At 42.0% G+C, this 12,813-nt stretch carries 12 protein-coding genes; 3 read left to right on the top strand and 9 right to left on the bottom strand.

The annotated features are described in order from the left end of the window. Positions 1 to 165 precede the first annotated feature (165 nt). The 6 genes from ACRWP9_RS14410 to htpX form a co-directional block, all read right to left on the bottom strand. Positions 166 to 852, bottom strand: a complete 687-nt coding sequence (locus ACRWP9_RS14410; RefSeq protein ID WP_434926575.1) for an ANTAR domain-containing response regulator — start codon at positions 850 to 852, stop codon at positions 166 to 168. Continuing rightward, a complete protein-coding gene (locus tag ACRWP9_RS14415) occupies positions 840 to 2,066 on the bottom strand; it encodes a glycosyl transferase (RefSeq protein WP_434926576.1) in 1,227 nt (408 codons plus the stop codon). The genes ACRWP9_RS14410 and ACRWP9_RS14415 overlap by 13 nt, the downstream gene beginning before the upstream one ends. Next, positions 2,059 to 2,937: a uroporphyrinogen-III C-methyltransferase gene (gene cobA / locus ACRWP9_RS14420; RefSeq protein WP_434926577.1), complete on the bottom strand. Its 879-nt coding sequence runs from the start codon at positions 2,935 to 2,937 to the stop codon at positions 2,059 to 2,061. Before cobA ends, ACRWP9_RS14415 begins: the two co-directional genes overlap by 8 nt. Continuing rightward, the gene (locus ACRWP9_RS14425; RefSeq protein ID WP_434926578.1) at positions 2,937 to 5,774 is read right to left on the bottom strand and encodes a molybdopterin oxidoreductase family protein; all 2,838 of its coding nucleotides are present in this window, start codon (positions 5,772 to 5,774) and stop codon (positions 2,937 to 2,939) included. Before ACRWP9_RS14425 ends, cobA begins: the two co-directional genes overlap by 1 nt. Before the next feature lie 324 nt (positions 5,775 to 6,098). Next, complete coding sequence (locus ACRWP9_RS14430) at positions 6,099 to 6,434, bottom strand: cytochrome c3 family protein (RefSeq protein ID WP_434926579.1); 336 nt, start codon at positions 6,432 to 6,434, stop codon at positions 6,099 to 6,101. A gap of 265 nt (positions 6,435 to 6,699) precedes the next feature. Next, positions 6,700 to 7,563 carry a protease HtpX gene (gene htpX, locus ACRWP9_RS14435; RefSeq protein ID WP_434926580.1) on the bottom strand — a complete coding sequence of 288 codons (864 nt, stop codon included), beginning with the start codon at positions 7,561 to 7,563 and terminating at the stop codon, positions 6,700 to 6,702. A 269-nt stretch (positions 7,564 to 7,832) separates the two neighbouring features. On the opposite strand from htpX, the gene pepE reads away from it, so the two are divergent. After that, complete coding sequence (pepE, locus tag ACRWP9_RS14440) at positions 7,833 to 8,543, top strand: dipeptidase PepE (protein WP_434926581.1); 711 nt, start codon at positions 7,833 to 7,835, stop codon at positions 8,541 to 8,543. Between the two features lie 92 nt (positions 8,544 to 8,635). Here the strand turns inward: pepE and ACRWP9_RS14445 are convergent, their stop codons facing one another. Both ACRWP9_RS14445 and ACRWP9_RS14450 read right to left on the bottom strand, forming a co-directional pair. Further along, positions 8,636 to 10,171: an MATE family efflux transporter gene (locus ACRWP9_RS14445; RefSeq protein ID WP_434926582.1), complete on the bottom strand. Its 1,536-nt coding sequence runs from the start codon at positions 10,169 to 10,171 to the stop codon at positions 8,636 to 8,638. Positions 10,172 to 10,258: 87 nt separating this feature from the next. Then, on the bottom strand, positions 10,259 to 11,107 hold the full coding sequence (locus ACRWP9_RS14450; protein WP_434926583.1) for an ion transporter: 849 nt from the start codon (positions 11,105 to 11,107) through the stop codon (positions 10,259 to 10,261). A 156-nt stretch (positions 11,108 to 11,263) separates the two neighbouring features. Between ACRWP9_RS14450 and ACRWP9_RS14455 the strand changes: the two genes are divergently transcribed. Together ACRWP9_RS14455 and ACRWP9_RS14460 are read left to right on the top strand one after the other, a co-directional pair. Further along, positions 11,264 to 11,767 (top strand): L,D-transpeptidase family protein, encoded by a 504-nt coding sequence (locus tag ACRWP9_RS14455; protein WP_226414681.1) that lies wholly within the window; start codon positions 11,264 to 11,266, stop codon positions 11,765 to 11,767. Positions 11,768 to 11,807: 40 nt separating this feature from the next. Continuing rightward, positions 11,808 to 12,368: a VOC family protein gene (locus ACRWP9_RS14460; protein ID WP_434926584.1), complete on the top strand. Its 561-nt coding sequence runs from the start codon at positions 11,808 to 11,810 to the stop codon at positions 12,366 to 12,368. A gap of 27 nt (positions 12,369 to 12,395) precedes the next feature. Here ACRWP9_RS14460 and ACRWP9_RS14465 read toward each other — a convergent pair whose 3' ends face one another. Beyond that, positions 12,396 to 12,797 (bottom strand): GFA family protein, encoded by a 402-nt coding sequence (locus tag ACRWP9_RS14465; RefSeq protein WP_434926585.1) that lies wholly within the window; start codon positions 12,795 to 12,797, stop codon positions 12,396 to 12,398. Positions 12,798 to 12,813 lie beyond the last annotated feature (16 nt).

Here is a 12,813-nt window from a genome sequence, read left to right on the forward strand (position 1 = left end):
TATTAAAAACAAAAGGCGCCAACTTCGTTTAAGAAGTTGGCGCCTTTGCCATAATAAAACCCAATTTTTAATGTAAACCTTACTGATAATGATGTTGCAGACTACATGCCAAAAACAATTTCATTATCAAAAACATTTACTACTTTTAAAACAATAACCTACAACCTAGCTATTACTCACATTTCTGCTTGCTACGTTCATATTAAGCGCAGTCGCACCATAATGAGGCGCACTGCTTTCTGGCATAACCGATATTCCTGCATTTTTTTCAGCCTGACCGGATGTCATCACGGCAATAATTTGTGCTGACATTTGAGCCACGCTGACGCCCTTTTGCATTGCTTGTTGCTGAATAATTTGGTGTGCTTTTGCTTCATCAAACCCTTGTTGCATTACAATCAATTTGGCTTGGTTCAAGAGTTTTAGACCTTTAATTTCATCAGCTAATTTTTTGAATTCTGCGATACTTTTATTGGCAGCATTCAAACGCGCCCTGGCCAAATCAACTAAGCTCAGTAATCGACTGGCGACCATAATGTCGGGGACAAAAGTGAGTCGACCACAGGCCAACAAGCCTTCTAATTGCTGAGGTTGCCACTGATTAACATTCACAATAATGGCGGTGGGTTGGTTTAACAGGCAACGCTGAATAAAACCATCAATCTGCCCTTCTAGCGTGTCAGTTAATACTAGTAAAACATCAAAATGTGTCGAAATTCTTTCAACAGCACTGATTGAATTCACGACACTGACTTTGCCCAGAGAGGCTAAAACGGTTTGATAATCAGCCAAGCGCTGCGCCGCGGTATCAAGCACAGAGAAGGTAGGATCGGATAAAATTACACTGTGCATGATTTCTCCTTGGTAGTTAACGGAGATGTGATTAATGACTGAGATAAGTGGGCCGGATTAATATGTGTTTCAGATGCGCTTATTGGCACTAATCGCCCAGTCCACCAGCACTGACTCAGAGTCATATTATTCGCAAGAACAAGACTATTAGCATGTAAAACGTCATGTAAACTCAACACCAAACACAGCGTAGCTTGCACACTGCTTAACGCTTGCTCATGCATTGCAGGCGTCATTGGTTGAGTGCGACAAGATGAGGACTCATTAAGATGTAGATAGCTTAATTCTGTGGTGTTTTCTGTGCGCCAAAGCTGCGCAAGTATTTCACTAGGCAGTTCTGCCTGGCCCACTTTTGCACCAGAAAAGCCCTCCAACAATGTTGGTAGCTCAAATGCACTAAACTGGACATTCTCACCAGAGCATTGCACAACTTGAACATCAGTTGTTACTCGGGGATTTATTTCCGTCTCGCCTTGTAAGCCTTTAAAAATAGCGACAACACCTTGTTGGTAGACATCTTCAGTAAATAATTTTTCTGCCACTTTTTGATGCAATTCATCAAGCCCAGGATGAAAATAACTGCGTAGGCTCAATGGCGCATTGCTAGGGTTGATGCAGCGAGATGCGGTTTGAATAATGCTTCTTAAGCCAAGTTCTTGATGCAACAAACGGCAATCATCTAACACTGGGGCTAAATCACCTGCAGGCACATAGACTATGCCGCTATCATCCAATGCTTGTTGTGCTTTTTCTGCCGTTTGACACAGGGCAATATCTAATGCTTGAATGCAAGACTCAACATGTCGACGATGGGGCAAGGCCTGACTATCACCGTGTAACATAATCCGCATACCTTTGCGGGCTAACATCTTTGTCACCAGCAGTAACCAGGGCAACTGCTCACGTTTTCCGGCATAAACAGGCCAATCAATATCAACGTTTAATTCCCCCCAAGCAGGATTAATAGTGTGTTTAAGCCCAGCAACAACACCTGCTACCTCTGCCACGGTTTCGCCTCGCACCCGCATTAGCATCATTGCACTGGCCATTTGGGCTTTAGTGACTTTGCCCTTGGCAAAACCTTGAATTAACAAACTGGCTTCGGCAAACGTTAAACTGCGTGAGCCTTTTTCGCCCTTGCCAAGCGCTTTGATCAATAATCGAAAGTCAAAGTCTTCAACAGAGGTGAGTTCAAGCTGTCCAATTTTAGGCATATAACACCTCAAATGATTCGCTTTGGGGGAATGAATGCTGGGTGTTATCGTCAATGTCGGCAAGTAACTGCGACAACAGCAACCCAACACTGACCACTTCACCGATAATAATTAGCGTTGGCCCTGAATTTTTAATGGTTAATGCATCGTGCCCCATATTACCGACGGTTGAATAAGTGACTAATTGATTGGGACGCCCGCCATTAGTGACAAAAGCAACCGGCAGATTTGCCGCGCACATTGCGTTTATTAATCCATGTGAAATTCCAACTGCCTGCTCTTTCCCCATATAGAAAACTAAGGTAGATTGCGCCGCGAGTAACGCCTGCCATTGTGTTGGCGCATTAGCATTATCGGCATCGGTCATTTTAGTACCGGTAATTAAAGTGACACTGCGCGCGACACCTCGAAAAGTCAGTGGAATACCTGTGCTGGCAGCACTGCCCAAAGCAGCGGTAACCCCGGCAAAAAACTGCGAGCGCACTCCATGATTAGCGAGATAAAGTGCTTCCTCAGCGCCGCGGCCAAATATATGTGGGTCGCCACCTTTTAAACGGACTACTTTTAACCCTTGCTGAGCTAATTTAAGCAATAACGCATTAATATCATCCTGCTGAGTACTGGGCTGGCCGCAACGTTTACCGACAAAATGACGTTGGCACTGCGCATTCACTAAGGTCAAAATATCGCTACTGACTAGGCTATCGAACACTAATGCTTCTGCTTGTGCCACCATGCGTGCGGCTTTAATTGTCATCAAATCTAATTGACCACAGCCTGCGCCAACAATAGCCACTTCTCCACCTTTGAGAGTTTGTTCTGCACTAAGTGTCTGATGGGTATATTTAATCATGGCTTCGACATTATTCATTAGGCAACATCCTCTTTTGCTGGATTGGTTTGTTGATACTCGGTATCTGAGTCACTGTAAGTGTCAGTATAAGTAAGTGCTTCAGCCCAATTCGCGACGGCGCACTGGTTAACTTCACTTTGGCAACTGCCACATTGTCGACCACAACCTAATGTGGATTGCGTCACATCTAAAGCCTGTTCAAAACTAAGGTTAGTAACACCTTGGTTAAATACTTGTTGATTAAACTGCAGATTAATTTCATCGCCGATATCAGCTTCAGTCATGCCTGTACAGGCACAAATTAATGGGCTATTTCCAGCTTTAATTTGTTGATGAAGTTGGCTTAATAGCTGACTATTTAAGGTTTTACCAATAAATGCACCCATAGGTTCTAATGCCACATTCACCGGTTTGTCAGATAACAGTTTCAACGCAATTAACTGCCCTTTTTGGATATTGCATTGAATGTGCAACAGCTGATGCCCAGATTGACTAACTCGCGTTAAGGTCCACTTTAATGAATAGGGCGTGGCTTGATACGCAAAACCATCTTGTTGGTTTTCAAACCCAATATGATGACAAATACCACTGGTTAACGTTTGAGCCACTTGCCAGCAAAGACCGATAGCCGCTTTATCATGATCTCCAAATACCACCCCTTGCAGAGCTAATATAACCGGCGATAAAGTGACAGCTTGGCATTTAAATCCTGGCTGAAGTGAAATGGGATCAACTCGGCTATCAATGACTTGATTAATCCCTTGGGTCAGTGAAAACTGCTTTGACCAGTGCATAGACATGGACGCAACATCGACTGGCATGTCTTTATCTGCGACCACACGCGCCATTGTAAAATCTTGGGAGGTTGATTTTGTTTTTTGTTCAGCTTGAATGCGGGCTAACCCACCTTCAACTAGATTAAATAAACCCAGTTGCTGTGGATGTATATGGATCACAGGTTCTGGCACGCTAGCGCGTAGGCTAGCAATATGACCCGTACGAGTCATGGTGTGCCACTGATCTCGACTGCGGCCACTATTGAGCAATAAAGCGGGTAAGTTTTGGTGGCTATTTTCAACACCATTCACTGATTGCCCTTTGGCTAAGTGAGTGGATACGTTCGCAGGCGTAATAAACTGTGCTTTACCGCTGACAGTTGCAAACTGGCCATGTGAAAACACACGCTGATGTCGCTGACCGATTTGCTCAATGGTTGCGACTGGCCACTGTGTTGGCACTAAATCATCATATTGAGTTTTCGTTAATCCAGCGAGTCCGGCAAGATTAAAGTGTTTATCTGGAAAAGCTTGTTTCACTTTGGCACTAAGTAATGCAAATTCGCTAAATACACTGGCATTATGTTCGAAATCAAAGCCGTTAAAGCCCATTTTAATCGCCACTTGGCTCACCGCCCACCAATCTGGTTTTGCCTGACCTTTTGCAGTGATAAAGCTGCGTTGGCGGGTAATAGTGCGCTCGCTATTAGTGACTGTGCCACACTTTTCGGACCATCCTTGCGCGGGAAGCAATATATCCGCTAGCTTAGCGGTGTCAGAATCAGGACTCACTTCAGACACCACCACAAACGGACAATCGGCTAGTGCTTTGGCAATTTTGGCACTATTAGGCAGCGATACCACAGGATTAGTGCCCATAATCCATATGGCTTTTATTTTGCCATCGGCTAATGCATCAAACATATCAACAGCGGCTAAGCCTTTTTGTTTAGCCACTGTACCGCATTGCCAAAAGTCTGCCAGTAACGCCCGCTCATTATCAGCAAATCCCATATGACAGGCTAATTGAGTAGCCAAACCGCCTACTTCTCGGCCACCCATTGCATTAGGCTGTCCGGTCAGCGAAAAGAATCCTGCTCCAACCTGGCCTATTTGGCCTAATGCAAGATGACAATTAATGATCGCATTAGTGATATCGGTGCCATTCACTGACTGGTTAACACCCTGGCAGGTGGCAGTAACGACTTGCTCATGCTGACTAAAAAGTTGGTAAAACTGTACTAAATCCGAATAAGCCACCCCAACAGAGTCGGCAAGTGTTTGCAGGTTTTTACTGAACTGTTGTGCGTGGGTAATGGCTTCAACAACACCTTCTGTGTGAGCATCAATATAGCGTTGATTTAGTGTGTTGTTATCTGCAATAAAGCCCAGCAAGCCAACAAATAAGTCTAAATCAGCCCCTGGGTTTATAGCTAAATGTAAATCAGCTTGCTTAGCGGTTGCGGTTGATAACGGGTCGACTACGACCAATTTGCAGCCATTGGTTTTTCTTGCTGCTAAAATACGTTGAAATAAAACCGGATGGGTCCAGGCGGTATTGGCACCAATTAAGACAATAACTTTTGCATGCTCAAAATCTTGATAACATCCGGGTACCACATCTTCACCAAATGCACGTTGCATTGCACTCACTGCTGAAGACATACAAAGGCGTGAATTAGTGTCGACATTAGCGGTTTTTAAGAAACCTTTAACAAACTTGTTGGCAACATAGTAGTCTTCGGTAAGCAACTGACCAGATAAATAAAAGGCCACTGAATCTGAACCATATTGATCAATGGTTTGCTGAAATGTATCTGCAATTAATTGTGTAGCGGCATCCCAATCAAGTGGTTTACCTGAGCGCAACTTAGGATAGCGCAATGTATGGGGCTGATTCAGACTGTCTAATAAACGTTCACCTTTAGCGCATAGCTGACCAAAGTTAGCTGGGTGAACATTGTCGCCTTGTAACGTCAACCCTAAGCCGGTTTCACCAAGTGTGTGTGTTGAATTTTGGCTGATGGTTAATCCACAGCCAACACCACAATATGCACAACTTGATTGAATATCCGTCATTCCTACACCTATTTGATCACTACAATAATTGCATTTAATATCGCAACTAGCGTGCCAAATTTATACCGGATTGAAATTAAAGGTTTTTTATATATTTACTTAGAAAAGTAATCGAAAATTGCGCAGCCAAAGTGCAACAAGTCGCACCAATGTTGCGCATCTTATTGAAAACAAAGTAATTAAAATACCTCTTTAGAGGTATAAAGATTTAGCAAGGTGGGTTATTTGAAGGCGATAAAACAAAGTAGACAATGATCGATAGTATTGAAAAAATGTCGCAAAAAGTGTTGATATAACACCATCATCAACACATTAGCTTACGCACTATTTAGCCACGCGACCATCATCGTGGCAGGCTTCGCAAGCAGGTTGTTCACCTACATTCACTTCATGTACCGCATGACAATCGACACACATCAACATGCCATCATGCGGTTTATGGTTATCATTCATTTTAGCTAATGAACCATGGCAACTTTGACATTGTTCAAATTCATATCCACCGCCAACCGAAGGTTCTTCATTTACATGACAGCTTTCACACCCGTTCATGCCGGCATGAAAATCAGCTAAGTTTTCCTCTGCGGCAGACGCGCCAATTGAAAAAGTGAGCACAGCAAAACAAACAGCGAATAGGGAACATAAGAAAATATTTTTCATATCAACCTCTTTTTATCCACGCTAGCCACAATGGTATTGAATAAAGATCATTATTCATGATTGAGACTTTATATGGATGATTTTTTTAGCTTAAATCCAATTTAGTCGAACTACCGTACTTAAGCAACTATCATGTTATAACAAGACCTTAGCATTGAAGCTGAACTTGAAACGAGCGCTACATCAATACATCCATAATAAAAGTTATAAAACAAAAACTGGAGCACAAGGCTCCAGTTTAGTGGTGTTTATTTTACCGGCAATATTAGCTGTTCTTTAAAGCCGCAATGCGTTTTTCTAGTGGTGGATGGCTCATCATAAACTCAGCCATAGAACGCTTACCGCTAATACCTAACGCTGACATTTGAGCTGGCATTGCACCCGCTTCTGGGCCCGTTTTTAAACGTTCAAGCGCAGCGATCATCTTATTCTTACCCGCTAAACGTGCAGCACCTTCATCGGCTCTAAACTCACGTATACGAGAGAAGTAAGCCACAATGATTGAAGCTAAGATACCAAACAGCATATCTAATACAAACACCACGGCCATATAGGCAAACATACCTAAGCCTTCACCCTCTTCACTGTTACTAGAGACAACATTATTAATAATACCCGCAACGACGCGTGCTGCAAAAATAACGAACGTGTTCACTACACCTTGAATTAGCGTTAACGTTACCATGTCACCGTTAGCAACGTGGCTAACTTCATGGGCTAAAACGCCTTCAATTTCATCCTGGGTCATGCCATAAAGTAAGCCTGAGCTTACCGCAACCAGTGAATTATTCTTACTTGGGCCAGTAGCAAACGCATTCATTTCAGGTGATTGGTAAATTGCCACTTCTGGCATTTTTATACCTGCTTGCTCAGCTTGACGAGCAACGGTTTCAACTAACCAGCGTTCAGTATTATCACGTGGATTGGTGATCACTTCACAACCCATGGTTTTCTTTGCCATCCATTTTGAAATGGCTAAACTGATAAAGGCGCCACCAAAACCGAAAATGGCAGCAAACACTAATAATCCACTCATCGTAGAAGTGTTAACTCCTAGAATAGACATTACAATTGAGGCCACTAGCAAAATTGCCATGTTGGTCGCAATTAACAAAAAGATACGCTTCATTTTAGCTCCTGTGTTGGCAAGATTGCCGATGTCAATACATTCTACAGACATAATATGTCCGGTAAAATGATTTTCAAGGTATTGTAGATTAAATATGATTTAATCAACCAAGATACATTATTACGCGCAGATTTTAGGTACAGATACTTAATTGAAACTTAAATGTCGCTAAACAAAAACCGGAGAGTTATCTCTATTATCTTGCTGTGATTAACTTTGTTAATATGGGGATAATCGACTGTGGTTATTGAAGAAAAAAAGGATATTCTATGTCAGTGAATGCTTTATTATTGAGCGCTTCTAGAGTGGGTGACACCCCGTATTTACAGCATGCTGTTGAGCTTATAAAACCATTGTGTATAGCAGGACAAAAATGGCTGTTTATTCCTTATGCAGGTGTTGGTATGAGCTACAGTGAATATTTGGAAAAAGTCCGCCAAGGCTTAGCTGATTTACCCATCAGTATTAGTAGTATTGATGAATACGGCGATCCAAAACAAGCCATAAAAGATGCCGATGGTATTTTTATTGGTGGCGGTAATACGTTCCAATTACTCAATGAATTATATCGTTATGATTTAGTTCACCTGATTAAACAGCAGGTCAGTGAGGGTAAGCCTTATGTGGGCTGGAGCGCTGGATCTAACATTGCAGGCTTGTCAATTCGGACCACCAACGATATGCCGATTATTGAGCCGCCTTCATTTACCGCTATCGGCCTAGTGCCATTTCAAATAAATCCACATTACAGTAATTATCAAGCACCGGGCCATAATGGTGAAACGCGTGCCCAGCGTTTATATGAGTTTACTCAAGTGGATCCGCTCACCCCTATTATTGCTATTCAAGAAGGTACAGCACTTAAGTTAACAGGTAATAAGCTGACATTAGTGGGTAACAAGCCAGGCTATTTGTTCCAAGGTGAGCAGCAAGAAGTGCCGATTGAACTTGGCACAGATTTATCACAGTACTTATCCTAATATAATTTACTTACAGTGACTTTTTACAACTGTAAGTACTGATAATCATTTAATTCAATACTCAAGATGTGGATTAGCCACAGGGTATTGAATTACTTTACATCAAGCTTATTATTACTTGTTGAAGCAGAAGTGGGGGCAGATTCAGGTTTAGCATCTGTTTCACCTAATTGCTTACACAAGGGTTCATCATCTAACTGAGCCATTTGAGCAGATGCTGATGACAATGGTGAAGAGACTGTTGTGGTGTTTAAAGGTAAGTCTTCTGACTTAGTAAACACCTGCGCAGACAATTCAGCCGTTGCGGTATGAGATAATTTATCGACTAATCGGTAGGCCACTATCACCCCCGCAAGACCAAAAATAATTGAACCGATAATCTGGCCAATTAATACGCCGTAAACCTCGCCCCACTGCGCACCAAAGTAAACAAATGGAATGGTACCTATGGTGGCTTTGCCCACATTGAAAAAGGTTGAATATTTAGCTTTGCCCAAATTATTGAAAGAGGCATTGGCGACAAACAATATTCCCGAAAAAATGAAAAATACCGCAATATACTGACAAAAGAACAATATCAGCTCTGCAGCATCGCCTTTCATATCAAAACCACTCACAATGTGATGACGAAGTAAGAATAAAATGAGCGATACGCTGACAACATAAATCACACAGAACTGAATCGCTTTATTCAAACTTTGCTTAACTCGATCAAATTCATTAGCACCAAAATTTTGTCCTACAATCGGTCCTACTGCGCCAGATAACGCAAAAATCATCCCAAAACTAACCGGGATCAACCGGCCTAAAATAGCCCAACCAGCGACATAACTGTCACCAAAATCAGCAATAGCGCGGGTGACTACCGCATTGCCTATCGGTGTGGCGATATTGGTTAGCATTGCAGGTGCTGCAATCGCAAAAATAATCGGTAAATCTTGTTTGAACTCATCAAAGTTAAACTTACCAACTAGCTGATGTTTAATCAAAACCCCATGCCCTGCAATGAACAATACGGCAAAGCGCGAAAATACTGATGCTACAGCGGCGCCTTCAATCCCCATAGCGAATACAAAAATAAAAATCGGATCAAGTACCGCATTAACACCGCCACCCGCTAATGTCGACATCATCGACAACTTGGCATCGCCTACCGCTCGAAGTGCGCCGCCCAGTGCCATTGCAAGACAAATTACCGGTAACGATGGCACTAATATATATAAATAACTTTGTGCAAGTTCAGCGGTGTAACCTTTGGCACCAACAAGGGCAAGTAACTCTGGAATAAAGCTCATCACGATCAATGCCACCAGCACACTGATAATGAATGTCACCACGGCACAGTTTAAAAATAAGCGTTTTGCTTGATCACTGTTTTTGGCTCCAATAGATCTTGAAACCAAAGCACCCAGTGCAATAGATAATCCAATCCCTATCGAAGTAGTAAAAAATGAAATAGTCCCAGCATAGCCCACAGCAGCCGCAAGCTCTTGCTCACCCAGCAAACTTAAAAAGAAGATATCTAATAAATCAACGACAAATAATGCAGAGATCCCCACTGCGGCAGTAGAACTCATCACTAATATATGGCGTAAAATCGGCCCTTCGACAAACTTGGCTGTGGTCATGCTTATCCTTTGAAATGTTCGCGATTATCTTATACGGCTTTATTAGGGTTATACGTCATTATTTAGCATATAAAAAAGAGCAACACGTTATGGCTGAGTGAGCGAAGCAAGCGACTCTAATTCACTACCACAATGATTACAAAACTGGGCGTCATTATCATGGCCTGCCTTGCCACAATTACTGCATTTACGCAGATCACGTACCTTGACCATTTCTTGAGAAATCTCAGCGGTTAAAATACCGGTCGGAATGGCTATGATTGAATAACCTATCAACATGGTTAATGCAGCTATTGCTTGACCCAGTGGTGTTTGTGGGGTGATATCACCGTACCCGACAGTGGTGATAGTCACAATGGTCCAATACATAGATTTAGGAATTGAGCTGAAACCATTATTAGGACCTTCAACCACATACATAACGACGCTTAATACCAATATTATCAAGCTCACCGAAAAGAAAAATATAAACACCTTTCGGCTTGACTGCAGCATAGCTTTTAATAATAAATTACCGTCAGCAAGAAAGCGTAATAACTTCAGTACTCTGAATACCCTAAATAATCTCAATACCCTAATAGCAAGAGCAAAATTTGCCCCTGGGAAGATCAATGCTAAATAACTTGGCAGAATGGACAATAGATCCACTATGCCAAAAAAACTGCGAGCGTAAAGTAAGCGATTTTGCGAGCAATAAAGCCTAAGTACATATTCAAAGGTAAATATGATGGTAAATATCCACTCACCAATCAGAAAAAAATTACCATAATCGGCATGAAAACTATCAATTGTGTCTAAGCTTATCAGCAATATACTGGCGACAATCGATATCAAAAGCACAATATCAAATGCTTTACCCTCAGGGGTATCTGTACCAAAAATGATGGACCGTAAACGCTGTTTTAGCGGCGAGTCGTCTAAGTGTGCTTCGTTCATACTCGTTTAACTCAAATCCTGAAAAAGATATCTAACATAACCATACCATTTACAAACGGATAACGTTAAAATCATTTCAATTAACTGATTAGCCGAGTAAAAGCGGCTAATTTACCCGCATTGTAAAAATAATAATATTCATTATACGGAGATATCATGCACTTGCGTTATTGGTTTTTCGCCCTCAGTATTGCTTGCCCTTTATTTGCCAGTGCTTCTTCAGCTCAGCCACATGCTAAAATCGATTTAGTGGTGGTCAATAAGTCCGAATCTCGTATGTCCGTGATGCGCGACGGTAAAGTATTAAAAACCTATGTTATTGCGATGGGAGATGCTCCGCAGGGACATAAATTAAAAGAAGGCGATCAACGTACCCCGCAAGGACGTTACGTACTTGATTATAAAAAACCTGACAGCGCGTTTTACAAATCTATTCACATTTCATATCCCAATGATGAAGACAAACTGCGTGCGCAAGCGTTAGGCATCAGCCCTGGCGGTATGATAATGATCCATGGTCAAAACCCTCGTTCATCCATGTCACCGGAAGAAGCGCAAAGATACAATTGGACTAACGGTTGCATTGCTGTCACCAACAAAGAAATGGATGAATTGTGGCGCATGATTGATGAAGGCACGCCTATTGAGATTTGGCCATAATCAACAGTCCATTTAAGCAGCCTAAAACTTTGGACTTTTTATGAATTACAGCGTTTTGCAACACACTTGGCCAGACTTTAGCCTACAAATCCAAGCTTTTATCAACAAGCTTGGATTAACTTCGCTGTCGTTAGCTTGTGATCACGCCGCTTTACGCGTCAATAATAGCCAAACCGCCCAAGCACTTGCAGATGAATTTGCTCAGCTAGGTGAAGTCATTTCAAATAATATAATTAATGGTCGGCCAATTTTAATCATTAAATTATCTGAACCTATGATGATGGGGACGACAGCAATTGAATGCGTTGAACTCCCCTTTCCATCAGATAAAATTTATCCAATGGAAGGTTGGGAGCATGTAGAGTTAGTGTTTCCGTCAAACGCGCAAACCTGTGATGGTTTAGTATCCCAGTTAATAGCTCATGTACCGCAACTTGCAGACGTCATTGCCGGAAAAACTGATGTGAAGGTTAAACTTAGCTCACCTAAAGGTGATAACGAGCGTTTAGCCAATCCGACCATCGCGTTCAAGGCGAATGGCATTTGTGTCAAAGTGCATCCGCACGATATTCAAACAATTATCGAAAGTGAGCAAGCGTAATAAAGATTTACGGTCATTGATAAATAATTATGTATTGTTATCCGCAGGATGATTAATACCATCAAGAGTCACAATATTCTCAAGTTCAAAGGGATTAACCCCCTCTAAACATCCCACGTTATAACCATACTCAGATGGGTTTGAGCGTCGTTGATGGTGAGTATAAATGCCACAATTTGAGCAGAAGAAGTGTTTGGCTGTATTGGTATTAAATTGATAGAGTTTAAGTGCCTCTTGGCCGCTGACTATCTCAATACCATCAAGCTGAACTGAAGCCACTATCGTCCCTCGCTTTCGGCACATAGAACAATCACAACGCCTTGGCTTTTCTATTCCATTGGGTAATGTCAGTACTAATTCGACAGACCCACAATGACATGTGGCTTTGTGTTTTAGCAGAATCTCAGTGTTACCAATTTTATTGATCATATATTGAATCCTTTCA

The sequence above is a fragment of the Shewanella sp. HL-SH2 genome, assembly GCF_051164935.1.
GTDB classification, from domain to species: domain Bacteria; phylum Pseudomonadota; class Gammaproteobacteria; order Enterobacterales; family Shewanellaceae; genus Shewanella; species Shewanella glacialimarina.